Source organism: Aquimarina algicola (genome assembly GCF_006443095.1).
GTDB classification, from domain to species: Bacteria; Bacteroidota; Bacteroidia; order Flavobacteriales; family Flavobacteriaceae; genus Aquimarina; species Aquimarina algicola.
In genome coordinates, this window is the sequence record NZ_VFWZ01000001.1 from 484,366 (window position 1) to 509,323 (window position 24,958).

Annotated in this window: 25 protein-coding genes; 19 read left to right on the top strand and 6 right to left on the bottom strand. The window is 31.6% G+C overall.

Annotated elements, in window-relative coordinates; all coding sequences use genetic code 11:
- The first annotated feature begins 7 nt into the window (after positions 1 to 7).
- Positions 8 to 787, top strand: a complete 780-nt coding sequence (locus FHK87_RS02240; RefSeq protein WP_226294008.1) for an alpha/beta fold hydrolase — start codon at positions 8 to 10, stop codon at positions 785 to 787.
- Between the two features lie 24 nt (positions 788 to 811).
- Here FHK87_RS02240 and FHK87_RS02245 read toward each other — a convergent pair whose 3' ends face one another.
- Both FHK87_RS02245 and ychF read right to left on the bottom strand, forming a co-directional pair.
- Positions 812 to 2,284 (bottom strand): response regulator, encoded by a 1,473-nt coding sequence (locus FHK87_RS02245; protein WP_226294010.1) that lies wholly within the window; start codon positions 2,282 to 2,284, stop codon positions 812 to 814.
- A gap of 505 nt (positions 2,285 to 2,789) precedes the next feature.
- A complete protein-coding gene (gene ychF, locus FHK87_RS02250) occupies positions 2,790 to 3,884 on the bottom strand; it encodes a redox-regulated ATPase YchF (protein WP_140589264.1) in 1,095 nt (364 codons plus the stop codon).
- Between the two features lie 228 nt (positions 3,885 to 4,112).
- Here ychF and FHK87_RS02255 point away from each other — a divergent pair, with 228 nt between their 5' ends.
- From FHK87_RS02255 to FHK87_RS02270, 5 genes are all read left to right on the top strand, one after another.
- Positions 4,113 to 4,658, top strand: coding sequence for a hypothetical protein (locus FHK87_RS02255; RefSeq protein WP_140589266.1), 546 nt, complete (start codon positions 4,113 to 4,115; stop codon positions 4,656 to 4,658).
- A gap of 146 nt (positions 4,659 to 4,804) precedes the next feature.
- Positions 4,805 to 4,972: a hypothetical protein gene (locus FHK87_RS26000; protein ID WP_226294012.1), complete on the top strand. Its 168-nt coding sequence runs from the start codon at positions 4,805 to 4,807 to the stop codon at positions 4,970 to 4,972.
- A 176-nt stretch (positions 4,973 to 5,148) separates the two neighbouring features.
- Positions 5,149 to 7,968, top strand: coding sequence for a TonB-dependent receptor (locus FHK87_RS02260; protein WP_140589268.1), 2,820 nt, complete (start codon positions 5,149 to 5,151; stop codon positions 7,966 to 7,968).
- A gap of 205 nt (positions 7,969 to 8,173) precedes the next feature.
- Positions 8,174 to 9,412: a mechanosensitive ion channel family protein gene (locus FHK87_RS02265; RefSeq protein WP_140589271.1), complete on the top strand. Its 1,239-nt coding sequence runs from the start codon at positions 8,174 to 8,176 to the stop codon at positions 9,410 to 9,412.
- A gap of 6 nt (positions 9,413 to 9,418) precedes the next feature.
- Positions 9,419 to 9,691 (top strand): DUF3817 domain-containing protein, encoded by a 273-nt coding sequence (locus FHK87_RS02270; RefSeq protein ID WP_140589273.1) that lies wholly within the window; start codon positions 9,419 to 9,421, stop codon positions 9,689 to 9,691.
- On the opposite strand, the gene FHK87_RS02275 is transcribed toward FHK87_RS02270, so the two are convergent.
- Both FHK87_RS02275 and FHK87_RS02280 read right to left on the bottom strand, forming a co-directional pair.
- Complete coding sequence (locus FHK87_RS02275) at positions 9,688 to 10,260, bottom strand: hypothetical protein (RefSeq protein WP_140589275.1); 573 nt, start codon at positions 10,258 to 10,260, stop codon at positions 9,688 to 9,690. The genes FHK87_RS02270 and FHK87_RS02275 overlap by 4 nt on opposite strands.
- Positions 10,261 to 10,343: 83 nt before the next feature.
- Complete coding sequence (locus FHK87_RS02280) at positions 10,344 to 12,389, bottom strand: HD family phosphohydrolase (RefSeq protein ID WP_140589278.1); 2,046 nt, start codon at positions 12,387 to 12,389, stop codon at positions 10,344 to 10,346.
- A 148-nt stretch (positions 12,390 to 12,537) separates the two neighbouring features.
- On the opposite strand from FHK87_RS02280, the gene FHK87_RS02285 reads away from it, so the two are divergent.
- The 6 genes from FHK87_RS02285 to FHK87_RS02310 all read left to right on the top strand — a co-directional run bounded on the left by FHK87_RS02285 (position 12,538) and on the right by FHK87_RS02310 (position 17,090).
- Positions 12,538 to 13,716 carry an acetyl-CoA C-acyltransferase gene (locus tag FHK87_RS02285; protein WP_140589280.1) on the top strand — a complete coding sequence of 393 codons (1,179 nt, stop codon included), beginning with the start codon at positions 12,538 to 12,540 and terminating at the stop codon, positions 13,714 to 13,716.
- A 65-nt stretch (positions 13,717 to 13,781) separates the two neighbouring features.
- Positions 13,782 to 14,531 (top strand): C40 family peptidase, encoded by a 750-nt coding sequence (locus FHK87_RS02290; protein WP_140589282.1) that lies wholly within the window; start codon positions 13,782 to 13,784, stop codon positions 14,529 to 14,531.
- An 84-nt stretch (positions 14,532 to 14,615) separates the two neighbouring features.
- Positions 14,616 to 15,068, top strand: a complete 453-nt coding sequence (locus FHK87_RS02295; protein ID WP_140589284.1) for a GNAT family N-acetyltransferase — start codon at positions 14,616 to 14,618, stop codon at positions 15,066 to 15,068.
- A gap of 21 nt (positions 15,069 to 15,089) precedes the next feature.
- A complete protein-coding gene (locus FHK87_RS02300; protein ID WP_140589286.1) occupies positions 15,090 to 15,629 on the top strand; it encodes a GNAT family N-acetyltransferase in 540 nt (179 codons plus the stop codon).
- A gap of 70 nt (positions 15,630 to 15,699) precedes the next feature.
- A complete protein-coding gene (locus tag FHK87_RS02305) occupies positions 15,700 to 16,281 on the top strand; it encodes a TetR/AcrR family transcriptional regulator (protein WP_140589289.1) in 582 nt (193 codons plus the stop codon).
- Between the two features lie 59 nt (positions 16,282 to 16,340).
- Positions 16,341 to 17,090, top strand: a complete 750-nt coding sequence (locus FHK87_RS02310) for an SDR family NAD(P)-dependent oxidoreductase (protein ID WP_140589291.1) — start codon at positions 16,341 to 16,343, stop codon at positions 17,088 to 17,090.
- A 77-nt stretch (positions 17,091 to 17,167) separates the two neighbouring features.
- Here the strand turns inward: FHK87_RS02310 and FHK87_RS02315 are convergent, their stop codons facing one another.
- Positions 17,168 to 17,539, bottom strand: coding sequence for a hypothetical protein (locus FHK87_RS02315; RefSeq protein ID WP_140589293.1), 372 nt, complete (start codon positions 17,537 to 17,539; stop codon positions 17,168 to 17,170).
- Between the two features lie 9 nt (positions 17,540 to 17,548).
- On the bottom strand, positions 17,549 to 18,226 hold the full coding sequence (locus FHK87_RS02320; protein WP_140589295.1) for a DUF2461 domain-containing protein: 678 nt from the start codon (positions 18,224 to 18,226) through the stop codon (positions 17,549 to 17,551).
- A gap of 196 nt (positions 18,227 to 18,422) precedes the next feature.
- On the opposite strand from FHK87_RS02320, the gene epsC reads away from it, so the two are divergent.
- The 7 genes from epsC to FHK87_RS02350 all read left to right on the top strand — a co-directional run bounded on the left by epsC (position 18,423) and on the right by FHK87_RS02350 (position 24,953).
- Entirely contained in the window at positions 18,423 to 19,214 is a 792-nt protein-coding gene (gene epsC / locus FHK87_RS02325; protein WP_140589297.1) for a serine O-acetyltransferase EpsC, read from the top strand.
- Positions 19,214 to 20,098, top strand: a complete 885-nt coding sequence (cysM, locus tag FHK87_RS02330; RefSeq protein WP_140589299.1) for a cysteine synthase CysM — start codon at positions 19,214 to 19,216, stop codon at positions 20,096 to 20,098. The genes epsC and cysM overlap by 1 nt, the downstream gene beginning before the upstream one ends.
- A gap of 77 nt (positions 20,099 to 20,175) precedes the next feature.
- Complete coding sequence (locus tag FHK87_RS02335) at positions 20,176 to 20,550, top strand: nuclear transport factor 2 family protein (RefSeq protein WP_140589302.1); 375 nt, start codon at positions 20,176 to 20,178, stop codon at positions 20,548 to 20,550.
- A 611-nt stretch (positions 20,551 to 21,161) separates the two neighbouring features.
- Complete coding sequence (locus FHK87_RS02340) at positions 21,162 to 22,982, top strand: type VI secretion system Vgr family protein (RefSeq protein WP_140589304.1); 1,821 nt, start codon at positions 21,162 to 21,164, stop codon at positions 22,980 to 22,982.
- 2 nt (positions 22,983 to 22,984) lie between these two features.
- The gene (locus FHK87_RS26005) at positions 22,985 to 23,155 is read left to right on the top strand and encodes a hypothetical protein (protein ID WP_226294014.1); all 171 of its coding nucleotides are present in this window, start codon (positions 22,985 to 22,987) and stop codon (positions 23,153 to 23,155) included.
- 103 nt (positions 23,156 to 23,258) lie between these two features.
- Complete coding sequence (locus tag FHK87_RS02345; RefSeq protein ID WP_140589306.1) at positions 23,259 to 24,443, top strand: hypothetical protein; 1,185 nt, start codon at positions 23,259 to 23,261, stop codon at positions 24,441 to 24,443.
- 12 nt (positions 24,444 to 24,455) lie between these two features.
- Positions 24,456 to 24,953: a DUF4280 domain-containing protein gene (locus FHK87_RS02350; protein WP_140589308.1), complete on the top strand. Its 498-nt coding sequence runs from the start codon at positions 24,456 to 24,458 to the stop codon at positions 24,951 to 24,953.
- The last annotated feature ends 5 nt before the right edge of the window (positions 24,954 to 24,958 follow it).

Here is a 24,958-nt window from a genome sequence, read left to right on the forward strand (position 1 = left end):
TTCTGTTTTGCTTATTAAAATTGATCAAAATCTATTGGATTTCTCTAAAAACCCGGAACTTTTATCAACTGATAATCATACTATTATTTTCTTACATGATTCTTTAGGTTGTAATGCCCTTTGGAGAGACTTTCCTAAAAAGTTAGGTATGAAGACCAAATGTGATGTACTCTCATACGATAGACAAGGATATGGAGGCTCTGCTCCTTTTTTAATCAAACATAGAGATCATGATTATCTAAAAAATGAAGCTGAATTATTAGGTAAAATTATCAATAAATTTAATTTGCAAAATGTCATTTTATTTGGCCACAGTGATGGGGGGAGTATTGCACTTCTAACTGCAGCTTTGTTTCCTGAAAAGATAGCTGGAATTATAACTGAAGGAGCACACATTTTTGTTGAGCAAGAAACGATCAATGGTATTAAAGATGCTGTATTGGCGTATAAGCATACAAACTTAAAAAGCAAGTTAGAAAAATATCATAAAGAAAAAACAGATGATGTTTTTAATATGTGGACAAAGACATGGCTTTCGGAATCTTACCAATCATGGAATATAGAACAGTATTTACATCACATACAATGCCCATCATTAATCATCCAAGGGGTGAATGATGAATATGGTACTCAAAAACAAGTAGAAAACATTGTAAATAAAACTTCTGGTCATTCTATACCATTACTAATCCCTGAGATTGGACATACGCCTCATAAAGAAAATCCAACTATTGTGATTAAAGAAACAACTAAGTTTTTAAAAAATAATGTATTGATTTCCCAATAACCATGAGTTTCTTTAGATAAAGACTTAACGAGATAAGTGTTTTGAAATTATATTTTTTAAATCATTTTTATCAAGTGGTTTATTGATCACATCATTCATTCCTATAGAAAGACATTCTTCTCTTATTTCACTTAATTCTGAAGCTGTTAATGCTATAATTGGTATCTCCTGATCAAATTCCCGGATTCTTTTTGTAGCTTCTGTACCATTAAGGTATGGCATATTTAAATCCATTAAAATAAGGTCAAAATCCTCTTTTTGCACCATTTGTATGGCATTAAATCCATTTTCTACAATAGTACAATCATATCCTATTATATTAAGAAGATTTTTAGTCACAATTTGATTGATTTTATTGTCTTCTGCAACTAATATCCTACGATAAATAGTATTGATATTACTAGTATTCGGATGAATTTCTTTTTCTTCTTTTTCGTCTATGATTTCTAATTCCAAATCAAAATAAAACCTTGTTCCTCTGCCTTCTTTACTATCTAAATGAATCTCGCTATCCATCATTTCAAGAAGATTTTTTACGATTGACAACCCCAAACCTGTTCCCTCAGATTTATTAGCTTCTCTGCCAATTTGAGAAAATTTTTCAAATACAAATTCTTTTTTATCTTCTGGTATCCCTACGCCATCATCCTCGACTTCATATCGTATAGTTACTGAATCTTTACTTATAGATAATATCTTTATTCTAAGCCAAATTGTACCATTTTCAGTAAATTTTGATGAGTTTCCGATCAAATTAATTAAAACTTCAGATATTTTTAAAGAGTCTATATTTAATACATCTGGTAATTCATCTGGTATTTCTAACGCTAACTTATTTTTTTTGTTTTTTGCCTGGTATTCAAAAGAAAATAAGAGATTTTGAGAGAGCTTAGCTAAATTAGTAGGTGTTTTTGTTATTTTCTCATTATTAGATTCTATTTTACTAATTTTCAAAACCTTATTAATCAAATCAAGCAAATAATCTCCAGAAAATTTTAGTGAATTTAATAGCTTCTTGTGTTTATCTGCAATATCAGTATCTTCTAACAGCAAGGTCGATATCCCGACGACTCCATAGAGAGGGGTTCTGAGTTCATGACTAACTGTTGAAATGAATTGAGATTTGATGTTCGTAAGTTTCTCGGCTTCAATCTTCGCTTCTACTAATTGTTTATTTTCTTTCAGAAGAGAGTCACAATGTTTTTTTACAACTCTATATTTAATATAAAAAATTAAGGCTACTATAACAAAAAGTAGTAAAAATGAAGACAAAAAATATACAATTTTATTGTTTTGATTATCTACATCTGTGTTTTTTGCATTTTGTAGATTGTATTTTTCGATAGAAATAGAAGAAGCATAAAACAAGTAGTCATTCCCAAGTTTTGATCCTTGATTTGCACTTGCTTCAACATATTGATTTATATTATCAAGAATACTGTTTTCATCTTTGTAGCTTCTTGTATCTACAGAAAAATGATGATACAGTATTATCATTATCCCTAAACCCCATTTAATCATAATCTGCAAAAGTATAATTGTTCTATAAAATCTATTTTTTTGTTCCCCGATTAAAATGTAAGTAATAACTTATCATATTATTGTTAAATTAATAAAAAAAACACAAAAAAACTCATAAAATAAGAATCGATAGTTCTTATATCACTATAAGTTTTACTTTTTCTTCTTGTATTATACTCATTAGAGAACCTTTAGAGCAGATATCTATCGTAAGTTCTTGAAATTATTTTCTTTGATATCTTAAATTAAGAGTAGCATAATTAGTGAATTAAAAAAAATAACAAAGAAGCACTATGAACATACGATTAAATCATATACTTCATAAGCTGCTTAACTCCTTGTAACAGTTTAGTGGATTTTGTTATTATAGAGCATATATATGTAATGATATTTATTGAAATAGCAGATTGAAAAGAATTCAAATAAAAAATCTCTTTGACAACTACCAAAGAGATTTTACTAATATTAGATTTTGTTATTTTTAAACATTAAATAAGAAATGCATTACATCTCCATCGTTTACAACATATGTTTTTCCTTCAACACCAAGTTTTCCGGCTTCTTTAACCTTTGATTCACTTCCATACTCGACAAAGTCATCGTATTTGATTACTTCTGCCCGAATAAAACCTTTTTCAAAATCTGTATGAATAACGCCTGCAGCTTCTGGTGCTGTTGCTCCAATATTAATTGTCCACGCTCTCACCTCTTTTACTCCGGCAGTAAAATATGTTTGTTGATTTAATAACTTGTATGCAGCTCTTATAAGAACTGAAGAGCCTGGTTCTTTGAGTCCCATATCTTGTAAAAACAATTGTCGTTCTTCATAATCTTCTAATTCTGTGATATCTGCTTCTGTTCCTACTGCCAAAACAATAACTTCTGCCTGTTCTGAAACAACAGCATCACGAACCTTTTTTACATACTCATTTCCATCTACGGCAGATCCTTCGTCAACATTGCAAACATATAAAACCGGCTTGTCTGTTATCAATTGTAATGGTTTTACATACGCAACATGATCATCTTCAGAAACATCAATTGCACGAACAGAAGTACCTGATTCTAGTCCATTTTTGAGTTGCAAAAGAATTGCTTCTTCTTTTTGCGCTTCTTTATTACCTGTTTTGGCGGCACGCTTTACTTTATCGAGCTTTTTTTCTATACTTTCCAGATCTTTGAGCTGTAACTCTATATCAATAGTTTCTTTATCTCTAATAGGATCAACAGATCCATCTACGTGTACGATATTATCATTATCAAAGCAACGTAATACATGTATTATTGCATCTGTTTCTCTGATATTACCCAAAAATTGATTTCCTAAACCTTCTCCTTTGCTTGCTCCCTTTACTAAGCCGGCAATATCAACAATTTCGACAGTGGCTGGAATTACTTTTTCTGGATTGACAAGCTCTTCTAATTTCTCCAATCTTGTATCAGGAACATTGACTACACCAATATTAGGCTCTATAGTACAAAAAGGAAAGTTTGCACTTTGAGCTTTGGCATTAGACAAACAATTAAACAGTGTTGATTTTCCAACATTTGGTAACCCTACAATTCCTGCTTTCATAATAAATAAATATATATTTACGTAATTACGTATTTTGTATTAATGTATTTTTAAAAAATGCAAAGATAACAGTATTCTATTATAGTAAACAAATAGAGTTTTACAAGATAATATTATAAATTACGTTATTAACTTTAATTTGAATATAAACGTACTGATTGCTATCTAATAAGCCATATTTATTAGTAGATCATATTTTATAAACTATGAAACCTAAAAATAAGTAAAATGAGAACCCTAACAATTTTAACCAATGTAGTATGTATGACTTGTTTTTTGTTTACCCATGCACAAGCAGATAGTAGCAATACTAAAAACTCTTCTACAGAAGTAGTCACAAAAATAATCAGAATTAAAGGTCCTAATGGAGAAGAAAAAGTAATTACAAAAAAAGAAGTTATTACTAAAAAAAGTAAAATTGAACTTAATCCTGAAGATGAAAATAAGACAAATCAATCAGCCACTTATTCTGATGAAGAAGTTCAAATCGAAAAATCAAGTGATTCTTCTGCTGATCAGACCTACACAAAAGTAGCAGACGAAAATGGTTTTACCATGACTTTTTCTGATAAATCAAAAGATAATACATTCAAAGTAAGACCAATTAATAAAGAATACTACATCGTAAGTTTAGACAACAACAACAATTTTTTTGGTTATTTTGATACTGAAAACAACTTTATTATTGAAACATATGACCATAAAATAGACAAGGTCATTACAACCATATACAAAGAAGTAAAGTCAACAGAAGAAGAACAAACAAATGAATAATTATCTATCCAGATAATCTTAAAGGACCGAGTTTTTACTCGGTTTTTTTTATGGTTTATCAATACTAAAATTGATTGTAAAACTCAACACAATCAACGTGAGAAATCATTATATTTAAATTACATAAATCTTAAAACTATAAAGTCATGTTACAAAGCATTTTAAATTTAAATGGAGTTCAAAAATTAGATAAAAAATCACAAACTGTGATTAAAGGAGGCGGATGGCCTAGAACAGAAGAGGATTGTTTAGCTTGTGGTGGTGAATGGGGCGCTCCTTTATGCTTGTTACCTTCTAATTCGCCATGCGCTTAAAGAATATAAGATAATATATTCTTTATTTTAATATAGAATATTTACAAAAATAAAGGTCAAACAGTTAATGTTTGACCTTTATTCATAAAAAACAAAAAACTATATAATAATTTAAGTTAATTTAACTCATAATATATATATTTAAAGCATTAACCATTTTAAATATATATAGTTTTATGAAAAAACTCACATTATTCGTATTCACATTATACACTCATCTTTTTTTTGCACAACAAACCGTCACCGGTACAGTATATGATTCCAATGGCTCTCCACTTCCAGGAGTTAATATCATTGAAAAAGGAACTCAGAATGGTTCCACTACAGATTTTGATGGCAAATACACTATAGAAGTAGTTAGTGACGCTACATTAGTTTATACCTATATCGGGTTTGAAACACAAGAAATTGCAGTAAATTCTCAATCTTCAATAAACGTAACTTTAGTTAGCGGCTCTCAATTAGATGAAATTATTTTAGTAGGTTCTAGAGCATTACCAAGAAGTAATACAACGACTTCTTTACCTATCGATGTATTACCAGCAAAAGAACTAACCGCTACCGGTCAAATCACATTTGACAAGGCATTACAATACAAAATTCCTTCTTTTAATACCGTACAAACTCCGGTAAATGATGCTACTTCTTTATTGGACCCTTATGAGATAAGAAATATGGGACCTAGTAGAACACTTATTTTGATTAATGGAAAACGAAAAAACTTAAGCGCTCTATTATATACGCAAACTTCGCCTGGTAGAGGTGAAACCGGAGCAGATATATCCGTTATACCAACTGATGCTATTAAACGAGTAGAAATATTAAGGGATGGAGCTTCTGCACAATATGGATCTGATGCCATTGCCGGAGTAATGAATATTATTCTAAAAGATAGTCCGGACGAGGGAACTGCAATCTTAAGAACAGGAATAACCTCTGAAGGTGACGGCGAAACGATTGGTATTAGTATTAATAACGGAAGTACTATTGGTGATAACAAAGGTTTTTTTAATTATACTTTGGACTTTTCAAAAGTTAATCTCGCTAACCGCCCGGGCACCGTAGATACTCTCGGAGAATCTGTTGATTTTGAAGCTAATATAAATGATGTTCAAAATTTTTTAAACCAATACCCTGATGCTTTGAATATTAATGGATCTCCCGAAACATCTTCTGCAAAATTTTTGGTTAACGGAGGGTACGACATCAATGAGAACATTCAAATTTATATGAATGCTGCCTATGTCTATAAAAAAGCAAATAGTTTTGCCAATTTCAGAACGCCATATTGGAGGACTTTAGATGACTTTCCTTATCTACAAGATTTTTTTCCAAATGGTCCGAATAGAGAATATATAGGGTATTTACCTACTTTTGAAGGAAATCTGAATGATTATAATGGTACTATTGGCTTTAAAACACAAAAAAATGGCTGGAACTACGATGTTAGCTACACTACGGGAGGTAATTCTCAAGAATACACAGTAAATAACTCTCAAAACGGAAATTCTGTGTTTGCTCCCAGTTTTGATGATGCTAATAATAATGGTATCCCCGATCCTGGAGAAAATTTTATCCCAATAGAATTATATAGAGAAAATAGTCCTATATCTTTTGATCCCGGAGGAACAAAATTTAGACATAGTGTTGGTAATATCGATATTGCCAAAGCACTTTCAGATTATGTAAGCATTGGATTTGGAGCAGAATTCAGAACAGAGACTTTTGAAATTCTAGAAGGTGACTTAGCTTCGTATGATGGTGGTGGTGCAGATTCTTTTGCAGGAAACAGACCTGAGAATTCAGGAAAATTTAATCGATACAATTTTGGAGGCTATTTTGATCTTTCGGCAGATATTACCAAAGATTTTTTAGTAAATGGAACCATAAGAGTAGAAGATTACAGTGATTTTGGAGAGGCTTTTGTTTGGAAACTGAGCTCTCGATATAAGTTTTTAGACGATAGGCTTACACTTAGAGCATCTGTATCTACAGGGTTTAGAGCCCCTACTCTACATCAAATCTATACCCAAAGAACCCAGTTTTCTTTTGTCGCAGGACAAGGTATACAAGTTGGTGGTTTTATTAATAACGTTTCTCCACAAGCACGAATTTTAGGGATTCCTAGATTAGATGCAGAAGAATCCACTAATATTACTGCTGGTTTGGGAGTGAAGATTAATAAAAATATCAATTTTACAGTAGATTATTACAATATTCAGGTTGACGACAGAATCGTCCTAAGTACCGAAATAGGACCTACAACACAAGGAAATACAGCTCTGGATCAAATTTTGCAAGACAACAACCTCTCTGATCTTAGCTTTTTTGTAAATGCTATAGACACTCGTACTTCTGGAATTGATGTAGTTGCAAATTACAGAAACATTGCAATTGCAAATGGCAATCTTGGGATTAGCTTATCTGGTAATTATACTTTTCAAAATGAAAGAGATGGTAATGTCAAAAATCCATCTTTGGTACAACAAGCTGGGCAATCTGTTGTAAATGATACTCAAGAAGCTTTGTTTTTTACGTCACGACCAGAATTCAAAGCAATACTAGGTGCAAATTACAATATTGGTAAATTCAATTTTGCGCTTAATAATACTTTATTTGGCCCTACTAAATTTAGAAATCAAGGTTTGCAAGACTTAGAAGACTTAGTGGGTGGAAATCCTGCCGATAGCGACGGAGGTTCAGATTTGGGTGTAGAATTCATGACAAAAGTAGTTACTGATTTAGCAATAAACTTTGAAGCTACAGACAAATTATCCGTTATTTTTAATGTAAATAATATATTTGATGTGTTACCTGAGTGGGAGTTTAAATCACTAACTCCCACAGGAGATGCTGTCTTAAACGATCCCGATGCAACTAAAACAGCATTCAACTTAGTGACATTTAATGGTAGATATGAGCAAATGTCTTATGATGGCTTTCATTTTAGCCAATTAGGAACATTATTTAATCTTTCTTTAAACTATAAATTATAACAATCTCATTTTAAAAACATTAGAACTGTTTATATTTGAATCATTGGTTTTAAAAATACCATTATTAATCATATTGATTGATGATACTACATTCAAATTTTAAACAGTTCTTTGTTTTTACACAAAACTTTCGTTAAAAAATACTATATAATTTAGGCAACAAGTGGAATAGGTCTTAATTTTGCACGAAATTTAGAATTCATTCATGAAAGATCTTACCCGTTATTTCTATAATCTTTTTATTTCTAATGGAGTATCTGAAAATACCGCAGAATATTTAAATGTAATTATTGGGATTGTAATACTCGTCATCATTATATTCATTATAGATTTTGTAATGAAAAAAGTATTTGTAGCAATCTTCAGAGCATATGCTTCTCGATCTAAAAATACATTTGATGATTATCTGGTAAAAAACAAGACCTTTGATTATCTCGCACATATTGTACCTCTTTGGTTAATTATTTGGATAGTACCAAAGCTTTTTTTAGCATTTCCCAAAGCTGAAAAATACTTAGAAAACCTTTTTAATATCATGGCCGTTGTACTGGTTATTTGGATTTTAAGAAGTATCCTAAGAACATTCAGAGATTTTTTAAAATCGCTTCCTTCTTTCAAAGACAAACCAATTGACAGCTATGTACAGGTATTCATGATATTTGTATGGTTGATTGGGGGGATTTTGGTTTTTTCTCTTATGACAGGAAAATCTATTTGGGCATTTCTTACTGCACTAGGAGCAATGTCTGCTGTACTCTTGCTAATATTCAAAGATACTATTCTTGGGTTTGTTGCCAGTATACAAGTAGCAGTAAATGATACTGTGAGGATTGGAGATTGGATAACGATGGAAAAATATGGTGCAGATGGTGATGTGATCGAAATCAATTTATCATCTGTAAAAGTTCAAAATTTTGATAAAACTATTACCACTATACCAACCTATTACCTTACTTCAGAATCATTTAGAAACTGGCGAGGAATGATGAATTCTGGCGGGAGAAGAATCAAACGATCTTTATTAATAAAGACCTCTAGTATTACCTTTCTCTCTGATGATGATATCAAACAGCTTAAAAACATTGAAATCATCAAAGATTACCTTGAAAACCTTCAAGAAACTATAACAAAGCATAATACAGAGCAAAAAATAGATAAAAGCTTATTGATAAACGGTCGTAACTTATCCAACATGGGAATATTTAGAGTTTATGTAGAATTATATTTACAAAACCACCCATATATCAATAAAGAAATGACTATTATGAGTCGACAGCTTGCTCCTACTGCACAAGGAACACCTCTAGAGATCTATGCTTTTAGTAACGATAAGGTGTGGAAAAACTATGAAAAAATAATGGCAGATATTTTTGATCATTTGCTTGCTGCTATTCCCTATTTTAAATTGGAAGTCTTTGAATTTAATTACAACACAGATATATAAAATATTATGATTAAAAGTTTTAGAATTATCAGTTATCTAGAAGGTATATCTTATCTTTTGATTCTTTTTGTGACTATGCCATTAAAATACATGTTCGAATCTCCCGAACCTAATAAGGTAATCGGTATGGCACATGGTTTTCTATTTTTGATCTATATCGTATTTGCTTTTCTTGTAAAACCTGAAAAACAGTGGGATAATAAAACATTGTTTATAGTTTTGTTATGTTCAATTATTCCTTTTGGAACCTTTTGGATGGACCGAAAGTATCTTACTTAAAAATCTATACTACCATTAAAATCTCCTTCATCAAAACTGTGCAAATTAAGCACGCTATGTAGCCTTCCCCCTGGTTTAGGTTGTAGAGACAAACTACCTGTTTGTATCGCAATCGGACTACCATTAAACAAAACTTCTAAAATAGTATTACTTACTTGTTCACAATTACAATTTGGATTATAAAAATGGTAATTAAAATCATTAGGGTTTGACGTTGCAATAATCAACTCTAATATATCACCTGTATCTAGGTTATAGATAAGTCTCTCTTGTTCACTTTGATGAGAAGCCACCAAAGAAGCATTAGTAACTTGATAATGATAGTTACCAATTGGTGTATTCTGATTATCAATAAAACCAAAAGTATGATGACATGTGTGATTACATCTATGCACGATTACTGGTCTTTTGGATGGAACAGGTCTTCTGCTTACTACGACAACATCAGGTAATGGTAGCCCAATTTGAACTCCAATAGAGACTCCTCCTCCTATTCGAATTTGAGCACTGTTAAATTGAAAAGAAAAGACAAATAAAAATAATACTAAAAAAGATTTTGTGTTTTTCATGATTGTAGTCTTGATAATAATGTTGTTAATTATCAAACTATATGCCATGAATAAAAACTATTCTATTTCTAAATAAACTAAGGCTATTCAGGATATTCTATCCTAAGATGATATATATTGGTAAGCTTTCTTTTGAATACTTTTTTCACTTGTTGTATTTCTTTGAAAGTAATATTAGCATTCAAAAATTGCCCCTCTTCCATTTGTTTATTTACTATTTTTTCTACAAAACTATCGATAAGACTACTTGTTGGGTTTTTAAGACTCTTAGAAGCAGCTTCTACACTATCACTCATCATCAAAATTGCGGTCTCTTTAGAAAAAGGCTTTGGACCGGGATATTGAAAATCTTCGATGTTTACATTTTCGTTATTTTCTTTTTCTTTTACATAAAAATAATAAACTGTACTTGTACCATGATGTGTTCTGATAAAATCAATTAATCGATCAGGTAAATTATACTTTTTTGCAATCTCGATCCCTTGTATTACATGATCAATAATAATTTTGGCACTTTCTTTTGGAGATAAGGTATCATGTGCACTACCCGAAGCCATTTGATTCTCTGTAAAGTAAGTTGGATTTGCCATTTTACCTATATCATGATATAGTGCACCTACCCTTACCAGCATTGCATTAGCTCCGATCTCATTTGCTGCTGCCTCAGCAATATTGGCTACATTAAGAGAGTGATGAAATGTACCCGGAGCTTTATTTGATAATTCTTTTAACAGTACAGAGTTTGTATCACTCAATTCTAATAGTGAAACATCAGAAATCAAACCAAAAACTTTTTCGTATGCATAAATAAGTGGATGCACAATCAAAGTTGCAAAACCACCTAATACAAATAACCCTATTGTTGCCCAGTCTATATTACTGATACTTCCTTCATGAATCACATGAAAAGCAACATATGCAATAATATATACCAGGGTAATTTGACCAACAGAGATAAAAAGATTTGCTCGCTTAAATGATTCCGAAATCGTTAATATCGTAACAATTCCTGCAATAATCTGCAAAAAGGTATATTCATAACTATTAGGAACAACAAAACCAAGTATCAAGACTGTAATGACATGTGTAAATAACCCTAATCGCGAGTCAAAAAAAGCTTTTAGAATCAAAGGAAGTATACATAAAGGAACTACATAAATAAAACTCGATCTATACTTGACTACAAAAGTTGTAATCAGTACTAAAAACAAAACATTAAAAAATATAAATGTTATTTGCGTATTATTCTCATAAATATCAGCTCTGTATTTACGCACAAACAATAGTAACATAGCCAAGGCTAAAGAGACAAGAAGGCAATATCCAAAAACAATCCAATAGAAATTTTTATCACTCCAAACTTGTGACTCATATTCTGATTTTAGTGAATTCAAAATTTGTAGTTTTTCGCCTTCAACAACCTCTCCTTTAGCGATAATTCGACTTCCTTTTGTCACTCCCCCTCTAGTAGTCAATACTTTTGTTAGTTCACTTTCTAGCGTACTTTGTGTAAGTTTTTGATTACGCTTAACATTGGGCTTGATCAAATCATAAAACAATGCTATAAAATCACTTTTAAAATCTGCATAATCGCTCTTTTCTATTCTTGAATTTATTGTTTTTGTTACCTCATTAAGAGACAAAATTTGATCGTATGTAATAGCTTCTGCTTTGTTTCCTTTATTTAAAAAAACTTGTCTTTTTTTATCGTATGAGTAGTTTTCTTGTAGCACCCCATATCGATAGATATCATTTAGGATAATTCTTCCAAAAACTCGTGCCTGATCACTAGAACTACTTTGATCAAGTTCTTTTAGGTAACTGGAAAAAGCTTTGTTATAAGATTCTTTAGCAGTATTTGCGACAATGGTATCAAATTCAAAATAAGGAATCACATTATCTGTAATTCGCTTTTTTTCTACTTCTATCTCTGCTTCTGTTTTGGCAATTGCAAAGTCAAAAGGAGCATATAGATTTTCATATTGCCATGGTTTTCCTTTTGCAAATTCATATTTAAAAATACCTCCTTTAGGAAAAAGATATACAATAAGTGCAGTAGTACATAAAAAAAGAAAAAATCTATAGATTGTAGATTGACTTTTATAAAATGAATTTAAAAATGTTTTCACAAAAAATATGCTATGTCTAATAAATATTCAAAAGTACTAAAAAAATAAGTCTAAGCTGTTTTGTTCTCTTAACAGAAAGTTCACTGTGCATATCCTCTAAAAATGATTAAATTCGCAAAATAACAATACACATATTAAAATATACATAATGAGTAAAGAAGTAGTAATAGTATCTGCAGCGCGTACGCCTATTGGAAGTTTTATGGGAAGCCTATCGACTATCCCTGCGACCCAATTAGGAGCAACTGCAATAAAAGGTGCTTTAGATAAAATAAATCTTAATCCGGATCTAGTGCAGGAAGTATTTATGGGTAATGTAGTACAAGCCGGAAATGGGCAAGCCCCCGCTAGACAAGCTGCAATAGCTGCCGGGATTCCAGATCATGTACCTTGTACAACTGTGAATAAAGTTTGTGCCAGTGGTATGAAAGCTGTAATGCATGCTGCACAAACCATAGCATTGGGAGATGCAGACATTGTTGTTGCCGGCGGAATGGAAAATATGAGTCTTATCCCGCATTATGTACGATTAAGAGCTGGTCATAAATTTGGTCCTCAAACATTTGAAGATGGAATGCAACGTGATGGATTAGTAGATGCTTATGATCAAAACGCCATGGGGGTATGTGCCGATCTGTGTGCGAGCGAATATGATTTCAGTCGTGAAGACCAAGATGCCTTTGCTATACAGTCATATGAACGTTCTGCAAAAGCATGGGCAGAAGGAAAATTTGCTAATGAAGTAGTTCCTGTAGCTGTTCCCCAAAGAAGAGGAGAACCTATAATGGTAACAGAAGACGAAGAATATAAAAATGTAAAAATAGAAAAAGTACCTGCTCTAAGACCTGCATTTACCAAAGATGGAACTGTTACTGCTGCCAATGCTTCTACTATTAATGATGGTGCTGGAGCCGTTGTGGTAATGAGTGCAGAAAAAGCTGAAGAACTAGGGTTAACTCCTTTGGTAAAAATAAAAAGCTATGCAGATGCTGCTCACGAACCTAAATGGTTTACTACTGCTCCTGCAAAAGCGCTACCAAAAGCAATAGAAAAAGCAGGTATTAGCTTAGATGATGTTGATTATTTTGAGTTTAATGAAGCTTTTTCGGTAGTAGGATTAGCAAATCTAAAAATATTAGGTCTCAATGATACTAATACTAATGTAAATGGTGGAGCAGTATCTCTTGGTCACCCGCTAGGATGTTCTGGAGTACGAATATTAATTACATTGATGAATGTATTAGAGCAAAATAATGCCAAAATAGGAGCTGCCGCTATATGTAACGGTGGTGGTGGTGCATCTGCTATGGTCATAGAACGAGCATAAGCTTTTTATATCAGCATTGTACCCAATTTATAATCAATCATTAATTTAAGTATTCATAAAAATTCATGCAATACGGTATTTGCAACTTAAGTATTGTTCCCTTGCGTTTTGAGCCAAAAGATATGAGTGAAATGGTTTCTCAAGTATTATATGGCGACCTTTTCAAAATTCTTGAAAAACGTAAAAAATGGAGTAAAATTCGTCTGGCTTATGATAATTACGAAGGCTGGATAGATAATAAACAGTACTTAACAATTACAAAAGAAGAATATACAGATTTTATTAATAAACCTATGTCGCTTGTCGGTGATATGGTCGAATTTATCAGTACCAAAGACAATCAATTGATGCCAGTTGTATTGGGCTCTTCTTTAGTTGCGCTTGATTTTTTTGAACACCATTTTGAAGGTGCAAGGATTGATGAAAAACAATTAAAACAAAAAATAGTAGACACCGCATTTCTATTTCTGAATGCCCCTTATTTATGGGGTGGTAAAACCAATTTTGGAATAGATTGTAGTGGTTTTACTCAAATGGTATACAAACTTAATGGATATCCCCTGCTTAGAGATGCTTCTCAACAAGCTACAATGGGAGATCCATTAAGTTTTATTGAAGAAAGTGAACCGGGGGACTTAGCTTTTTTTGATAACGAAGAAGGAATGATTACACACGTAGGCATTATGATGAAAGATAATTATATCATTCATGCACACGGAAAAGTAAGGATAGATAGAATCGACCATACAGGAATCTATAATTCAGAAAAACGCACTCATACTCATAAACTCAGAGTGATAAAAAAAATCATTTAAGTCTTTAAGAATTATAATATTTTTATTGCTTTTACATACTATCTATAAATCAAAATTGGTAAGTTTATAGATATATAAAATAGTATGGTATTTAGAAAAGCTGTTATAGAAGACGTCCCCTATATTGTAAAAATGATTGCAGATGATCCTCTTGGCAAAATAAGAGAACAGTACACCCACCCTCTTCCTGAATCATACTACAAAGCCTTTTTTGCCATTAATTCTGATCATAACCAAGAACTTATTGTAGTAGAAAATGATCACAAAGAGATCATTGGCACATTACAGCTCAGTTTTATACAATATCTTACTTATCAGGGTGGATTGAGAGCTCAAATTGAAGCGGTACGAATAAGAAAAGATGTAAGAGATCAAGGAATCGGTAAACAAATGTTTGAATGGGCTATTGCAAGAGCCAAAAAACGAAAAGCTCATGTTTTACAACTCACAAGTGATAAAAACAGACCCAAGGCTATTCAATTCTATGAAAAACTTGGTTTTATCGCCTCTCACGAAGGAATGAAATTACATTTTTAATTAAACTTATGATTAAGTACAATGTCTGAAGTAGTATCCATACAATTAGTGAAAGTTCTGGTAAGTGAAAATAAAACACTATTAGAAATAGGCAGGCAAACATTTTATGATGCATTTGGACCACCTGTAAACACAGAAAAAAATATCAATGAGTATTTAAATAAAAAGTTTACTCTAGATCAAATTACTAAAGAATTCAACAATAAAAATTCATTCTTTTATTTTGCTAAATATAAAAACAGTATTGTTGGGTATTTAAAACTTAATATCCTTGATGCGCAAACAGAAGATGTAAAAGGCAATACTCTCGAAATAGAACGTATATATGTTTTAAAAGAGTTTCAAGGTAAAAAAATCGGACATCAGCTAATACAAGAAACAATAAAAATAGCAAAAAATAAAAATGTAGACTTTATTTGGCTTGGTGTATGGCAAAAAAATCCTAAAGCTATACAATTCTATCAAAAAAATGGTTTTATTCCTTTCGATAAACATCAATTCAAGTTAGGGACAGATATCCAGACCGATATTTTGATGAAACGCAAACTAACTGAGAAATAGAAAAATTATGTTTTCTATAACAATTAGTTACATTTAATTAATTAAATTTGAAACGTTCATTTCATTTAAAATGCCGAAGTCAGAAACATTTAATAGAAACGAAGTACTGCAAAATGCAGCTCTTATATTCCATAAAAAAGGATATAATGGTACATCAATGCAGGATTTAGTAGATGCTACTTCATTAAATAGATCAAGCATTTATAATTCCTTTGGCAGTAAGTTAACAATGTTCTTAAAAGTCCTATCTTATTATCAAACTAATCTTGATCATAATTTTAGCAAAGAACTTGTAAAGTCGTACAATGCAAAAGAATCGATAGAAACTATTTTCAACCTTCATGTGGAAGAGATTATAAATGATGACGACAGAAAAGGTTGTATGATTGTAAATTGTAAATCAGAAATGGCAAATCAAGAGCCATCCATCAAATCTTTTACAGAAAAAAATCAAGACAAAATGATTGCTTCCTTAGAAGATATTGTAAGTAAGGGGCAAATGGAAAAAATCTTTAATCAAGACCAAACTGCTTATCAATATGCATTATATCTTTTCTCTTCTATACAAGGGTTAAGAATGACAGGTATTTTAAATAAAAACGAAGAAGATCTACAACACCTAGTAAGTACGATATTAAAAGTACTATACTAATTTTTTTTAATCAAAATTGAAATGATCGTTTCAAATAAATTCATATAAAAACAAATACAATGAAAAAATTAGAAAACAAAGTAGCAGTAATTACCGGAGCCAATAGTGGAATAGGATTGGCAACTGCAAAATTATATCTTAAAGAAGGAGCAAAAGTTGTACTCTCTGGCAGACGACAAGAGGCACTAGATGAAGTTTCTAAAGAACTTGAAGGTGATTTTATTACCATCAAAGCAGATGTATCTAAATTAGAAGATAATCAAAAATTAATAAAAGAAGCAGTAGAAAAATATGGAAAAATAGATGTGTTATTTCTTAATGCAGGAATTGCTCCTGTTTCGCCCGCAGAAGAAATAACAGAAGAGCACTACAATACTTTGTTCGATACTAATGTTAAAGGACCGATTTTGGCAACAAAAGAAGCACTACCCCATTTAAATGATGGAGGAACAGTTTTATTTACAAACTCTATAGTTCATCAAAAAGGTTTTGAAGGGTTGGGTGTCTATTCTGCCACCAAAGGTGCACTAAGAGCGTATCAAAAAGTTCTTACCGCAGAGGTAAAATCAAGAGGGATACGAGTAAACTCTATTGCTCCGGGGCCAATTGCAACACCTATTTATGACAAAATGGGATTACCAAAAGAAACTGTAGAAGAAATGGGCAAAGGTTTTGCACAACAAGTTCCCCTAGGTAGATTTGGTACTTCAGAAGAAATTGCAAAATCAGCACTATTCTTGGCTTCGGAAGATGCATCATACATTAATGGTATAGAATTAGAAGTTGATGGTGGATTAAGCCAGATATAACACCAAACAAGTCACTTTTGTTTGTAAAACCACATAAGGCGAAAAAGAAAATGTTAAACGCTTCTCTTATGTGGTTTTTATTTTGTCGTATTCTTTTTCTTTTTTTTCTTCGGTTTCGGGATCACACCTACATAAGGGCTATTTTGTTTTATTAATGTTGCGATAGTCTCTACTCCTTCTTCAAAATAATCAGAATCTGCTGGTAATAATATCCACGATTTTATAGGATACATTTTAATCATCCTCAAATCTTTGATTTGTTCTTTTAACGATTCATGAAAATCTATTTTAGTAGCTATCCAAACTCCATTATCATCGTTATTACTCTCTTTTTCGCGAAGACAAAAAACAATCTTTTCTTTATAGTAAAAGGCATCAATCCCAAACATTTTTTTATGCCTTAACTCTAAGGGATACAACCTCTCTAAGATAAAATCATATGGTATCATTATTTACTTTTAATCAATTAATGATACTCCATTGAGATCTGTTGTAAGTACATCACTCATATAATCAAAAAATGGTCGAAGCAGTTCATAATGATATACTACTTTATCCAAAAAATCATCTGCAAAAACTTCTTTATCGGTATAACTATATGTCACAAAAAATGATTTATTTTTGATTAAATCTATTGCCGGATGGTCTTTACTAAATCCTTTTGGAGCCGTTTTTACTTGATATTCTGTATTAAATCCTCCAAAAGCCTTTTTAAAATCCGGATATGCAAGGATCTCCCTTATTTCTTCGTCATCCATTTCAAACTCTTTTCGTATTCGTAACAAATCAGGAGATTCTGGAGAGAAAAAACCTCCTCCCATCAAAGAGTTCCCGGGTTCTAGTCGTAAATAATACCCGCCTCTTCGATGCGCTCCTGCTCTGCTAAAACTTGCACTTCGATGTACATTATATGGAGTTTTGTCCTTACTAAATCGAACATCTCTATTGATTCTAAACACTTTTGTTTTTTCGATCTCATCCTTTTCATTTAAACGTTCTACAATATTCGAATAGAATGCTTTCAACTCTTTTTCATTTTTTTGATATATTTTTTTGTTATCTGTCATCCAGTCTCTGTGATTATTCTTCTTTAAATCTTTCAAAAAATCAAAGACTCCTTTTGATATAGTGCTCATATAGCCAATTTTTAATTCTAATATTTTTGTGAAACAACAATCAATTCGATGATTGATATTTTCTAAAAATAAAAGAATAATCTGAATTATAGAGATCAATACTTATCAATACTTAAAAAATGTAAGTTTTTAGGTTTTTATAAGACTTTTATATCCCCTATTTGATATATTTACTTTAGTTTTCAAATCCAAAGCAATGACGACAAAAAGAAATCAGATTATTGCTCAAATAGAAGAGCAAAAAAAGAATCCGAATCTGAAATTAAAACTAAAAGAGAGAACAGAATATTTTACTAACCTTCTGTTCTATACTTTATTTGATACTGATACCGAAGTAGAGAAAAATATTGACCTTTTAGAAAAAACATTTGAAGAATTAATTGATCTTGCTTGTTGGGAGACTGAAAAACCTTGTTATAAACTGTGGGAATCTTATTTAGAAGCATTACCCGAAATTTTAGAAAAACTAAATCGGGATGCAGAAGCTTTTATGAAAAGTGATCCTGCAGCCAACTCTATTGAAGAAGTATATCTTGCTTATCCTGGATTTTATGCCATTGCTATTTATAGACTTAGTCATGAATTGCTAAAGTTCGGATTACCACTTGTACCAAGATTAATGACAGAATATTCACATAGGTTAACAGGAACAGATATCAATCCTGCTGCAGAAATAGGAGATTCATTCTTTATCGATCATGCAACGGGTATCGTTATCGGAGAAACTGCAATTATTAAAAATAATGTAAAAATATATCAAGGCGTTACTTTGGGAGGATTATATGTAGATAGAAAACTACGTAACGTAAAACGTCATCCCACTGTAGAGGATAATGTTACTATTTATGCCAATGCAACAATCCTAGGAGGAAGTACAGTAATTGGAGCAAATAGCACTATTGGCGGGAATACTTGGATTACATCCTCTGTTCCAGAAAATTCAATCATTTCAAACACAGCAGAAATCAAGATTAAAAAAGTAGTTTAATGTCACATAGCATCTTAGACCTGATAGGAAACACTCCTATTATAAAATCATCTACATTACTCAAAAACCCTAATATCACATTATATTTTAAACTAGAAGGACACAACCCTGGTGGTAGTGTAAAAGATCGTGCTGCATATAATATGATCAAATCTGCTCTAGATCGAGGTGATATTGATCAGAATACTCAACTTATAGAAGCTACAAGTGGAAATACTGGTATTGCATTGGCAATGATCGCCGGTATTTTTAAATTAAATATCGAATTAGTAATGCCCGAGAATTCTACCAAAGAACGGGTACAAACCATGAGAGCATACGGAGCCAAAGTAACCCTAACCTCTTCAGATGTTGGTATAGAAGGTGCTAGAGATTATGCAGAAGCTAAGGTAAAAAATGAAGGGTTTGTAATGCTTAATCAGTTTGCTAATGATGACAATTGGAAAGCTCATTACAAAACTACCGGTCCAGAAATTTGGAGAGATACCAAAGGGACTGTGACTCATTTTGTCTCTTCTATGGGCACAACAGGAACCATTATGGGTACTTCTACATACTTAAAAGAACAATCTACAGATGTACAAATAGTTGGCGTACAACCTACAGACGAATCTAGAATACCAGGAATTAGAAAATGGCCAAAAGAATATTTACCAAAAATATTTAACCCACAAAAAGTAGATCAGGTAATAGAAGTTAGTCAGGAAGAAGCAACAGCTATGGCAAAAAGACTAGCCAAAGAAGAAGGTGTATTTTCTGGTATGAGTAGCGGAGGTTCTGTAACCGCTGCCTTAAAGCTTGCCGAGACATTAGATAAAGGTGTAATTGTTGCTATTATTTGTGATCGTGGAGACCGATATTTAAGTTCTGATTTGTTTGAATAATTTTTTAGCTAAAAAAGATAAAACCAATAGTCATTTTGATAGTATCAATTAATACACTTTTTTAAAAGAATAGTAAAATGCTTGAAAAAAATAAGAAAAATGCAATTTCATTCTACAAAATGGCATATGAAGGTGATCCAAAACAAGCTGTAGAAAAGTATGTGGGTAAAGAATATATTCAACACAACCCTGATGTAAAAGATGGTAAAGACGGTTTCATCGAATATTTTGAACGTATGCAAAATGAGTACCCTGATAAATCTATTGATTTTGTAAGATGTATTGCTCAAGGTGATTTAGTTGCTTTACATACGCATCAAGTCTGGCCTGATAATGATGAATATATCACAATGGATTTTTTTAGATTCGATAATAATGGCAAGATTATAGAGCACTGGGACGCTATCCAACAAATCCCCAGCTCTTCTGCAAATACAAATACCATGTATTGATACAGAAATCTATTCCGCATGAATTACCATAAAAGCCTAACTATCAAGAGTTTTACAGAATCCATAACTTTTTATGTTACTCATAGCGCCTTAATTTTGAGATTTATCTTCTTGTATTCTCCAGTTTGATTAAAATGAAAGAAGGTATGTAGTATTTTAATATCTACTCTCTTATATTTTATGAACAAAGGAATAACTAATAATTTGTTCTTTCTACATCCAAAAGTACTCGAAAGAAAATATTAGGATATTTTTTACTTCAAAATATTTCATAACAAGACTTAAAAACATTTTAGTAGAAAAACAAGCAATTGTGATAAAAACACAAAAGCTAAATAGTTGTTTCTGTTGACACTATAACAATAAATTGTTAAGAAAAAGAAAAATTTAAGAAATTAATGGTTTAAAAAAAAGTTAAACACTGTATTACATCGACAAAAAGCACTATTATGTCGAAAAAATTAGTAAAACTTTATCAATCAACAAGATATATACTAGTACTGTATTGCAAATAAGAGTATATTTGTTAGATACCCAATTGTTATTTAATAAGTAACAAGCAACCAAACTAATACTCTAAATCATAAAGAACCAAAATAAACTATTTATATATGGCACTACAGACTACTACTCAAATTTTTATCTCCGGCACACCTATTAAATCTTATGTTAGCTTAAAACTTCATCAAGAAATACAAGAACATCATGACTTAGAGTTAGTATGTCGTACTGATGTGGTAGAAAGCCTTTCTAATGAATTGATTGGAGATAGTAAAGAATATCTTGGGGGTATTATTACTGTAAAAATAAATGTTGCCTCTACTTTTGGAAAATATAAAGAATTAGAATTTAAAGGTGTTATAACCAAAGTGCAAGGCACTAGAGGTTTTCATCAAGATAAAGGTGATCTTGTTTCTTTATTTGCCAAAAGCACCTCTATTTTGTCTGATGATGGTTCACATTATGCATCTTTTGTAGATGTTGGACTATCAGAAATTTTAGACGCTGCTTTTCAAGGGTATGATCAAGGTAAATTAGAAACGAGTTTTTCTCCTGTGTCTACAGATACTATTCATTATACGGTACAGCATAATCAAAGTGCTTTTAATTTTGCCAGACGTTTAGCTGCTTATCATAATGAATGGTTCTATTATGATGGAAAAAAACTTGTTTTTGGAAACCCCGGTACAGAAGAAACAGAACTTTCATACGGAGTTGATTTAATAAATCTTTCTATAGAATTGAGTTCAATTCCAAATTCTTTTGAATACTTTACTAATGATTATTTAACAGACGAAGTGCATCAAAGAAGTAGTGCTTCAGTCTCTGTTCCTTCAGAAGGATATCATGGTTTTACAAATAAAAAGTCAAAAGAATTATTTAATAAACAAACACAAGTTTATCATCATTCTTATAATGACACTGCCATAAAATCAAGACTAGACAATCAAGTCGAGCAACACACAAAATCTATTGCTATGAAACAAGTAATAGCAAAAGGGGCTTCAGACAATCCCGGGATAAAATTGGGAGAAGTTATCACAATAAAAGGCTATGGTAGTTATAGAATTATCAAAATCACTCATACGAATACTGAAGGAGGGTTTTATAAAAACGAATTTGAAGCTGTAGATGCAAACTTTACAGCATATCCAAAAATGGATCTCAATCAATATCCAAAGAGTGATATACAAATTGCTACCGTTGTAGAAAATAGTGATCCTGATGGATTAAGTAGAATAAAAGTGCAGTTCCCCTGGCAAAAACCAATGGGAGAAATAACTCCTTGGTTGCGTATGATGACACCTCATGCTGGATCAGATAAAGGTTTTCATTTTATTCCCGAAATTGGTGAAGAAGTTGTAGTGAATTTTGAAGGTGGTAACGCAGAGCGCCCTTTTATACTAGGTACTTTTTATCATGGAACCGCAAGACCAGACAGCTGGCAAACAAACGCTAATAATATAAAAGCCATACGTTCCAGATCAGGTCATACTGTAGAGCTTAATGATACAGAGGGTGGTGAAATGATTACAATTACAGACAAAAAAGGAAATCATTTTATAATCGATACTGTTAGTGAAACCATTAGTATCAATGCCTTAAAAGATCTTAATATCAATGCAGGAGAAAATATACAAATCACTGCAGGAAAAAATATTTCAATCAATGCAGGAGAAAATATTGGTGAAACCGCTGGAGAAAACGTTTCTATTATTGCCAATAAAGATATGCTACTCAATGCCGCAGGCGAAATGACAGAAATAGCAGATAATCGTAATGATATTATTGACGAAGACTTCAGTAGACAATCTTCTATTTCTGAAGAATATGCAAATGAAATATCATTATTTAGTGCAGAAGAAAACCTTACAATCCAAAGTTCTAAAACAGTTAATATTAATAGTGCAGAAAAAAGTAAATTATTCTAATTATGGCAATTACAAGACAAGCACAACACTATAAGGTAATTGCAAAAACAAAATATCAAGCAATTATTGGAGGTAAACTATATAAAAACGCAACAGAGTTGATAGTAGATGCTGCAGATGGAAATATAAACTTAAGCAGTAACAAAAAAGTGATTAATAGCGGAGAAGCTTAGTTAGTAATCCTATTTTTCACACATTGTATTATAACTAAATCTGTTCAGCGATTTACATTTTTATTATATCATTTAGTATACTAAAATTTTTGTTCAGGCTATTTTGAAAACTATATATAGAACACATCAAATAAAAAATAAGGAGACTTTATCGACTATCGCTAATACATATAATTTAGAGATAGAAGAATTAGTTTCTTATCACAATGAACGAGCAGAAATTTATGAGCAAATAGAAAAAAGAATCCCTTATCATTTATCAACGATAATTCTACCTCCAGAAGGTTATGGTCTCCAAAATGGTAAAGAGGTATGGTTAAACAAAGATATTCCTGAACCTAACACCCTTAAAAATTCTTTTTACGGAAAGTTAAATTTTGAAAATCCTGAAAAGGATATTACCTATGCTATTCTAAAAACTATAGTGTCAGGAAATAAAGAAAACACTATCAAATACAAGTTGAATATTCGTTTTTATCCTGATAACGAGCTATTAGCATATAATTATATATCTATTGATCTTGTTTCTAAAGTATTTATTAATGATCAAGAACCTAATTTGGTAGCAGACGAACTTGCAACCGCATGTATGGAGGCGTTATACCCGTTAGTTATAAAGGTAGACAAAAACCTTACTCTATTAGATATTGTTAATCACGATAGCATTTTAAAAAGATGGAAAAAACACAAAGAAAAAAAATTAAGCTATTATAGTGGTCCAATAGCAGAACAGTATTTTCAGCTTTTTGAACAAACAATATTAGATCAAAGTCTATTTTTTGAATATTTACAGAAAGATTGGTTCTATAAAGCTTTCTTCAATAATATATATTGCACCTATAACGATCAATTTGAGTTAGAGAATAGTATTGACTACCCTATTTTACCAAATACAAAAAATATACAATATACAGTCGATAAAAAAGCAACTATCCTTTCCAAGGATAATAGAATCAAAATAGAGATCGATGGTCTTTGTACAGATTTACGAAATAAAGTAGAATTAGAACAAGGAGCACACTTTCCGAATACTCTTGATAGAAAACATACTCCTGTAAAGGGAACCTATAGAGGGATTTATTATTTAAATACAACACAACATACAATACAGTCAATGTTTCTGTCATGTAGTTTGGAAATGAATCAGAAAAAATCAGGAACTATTACAATATCAGAAGTAGAAGATGATTCTGATATACAAACGAAACGTCATCCAAAACATATAGAGGATCAAGTTAATGATGATACTAAAAAGAAAAAATCAATTTGGAAATCATTGTTTTCATAAAAGCTAACCATTATGAGTGAAAAACATATTGTTGTACAAGGAGCAACCTGTGAGTGCCAACATGGATTTACGCCAGATATGCTAAAAGTAAGTTCACATAGTTATGAATATGCCAATGATAAAGATGGAAGTCAAAAATTAATTGCTTCGACCTTAGAAATAGGACAACCTTTTCAGGCCAATACATTTGGACAATGCAAGTTGCAACCTACAGGAAGTAGTTATAAACCTTGTCAGCCAATGATTACAGAATGGACAGGCTTTTACGAAGATGCAACATTAAAAAATGGAGGAAACATTATTCTTGAAGATAGTAAAGCTACCTGTGCTATTGCAGGGGCTCCCTGTGTAAAAATCACAAATCATGGACAAATTGCAGAACCCAGTTCTCAAAACATGAAAAATGCCGACGAGGATACCCAAGCACAGCTTAATCCAATGGTAAATACCAATGATATCGATAACAGTACCAATACCGAAAATAGTGGTATAGTAGAAAACACAAAATAAAACAA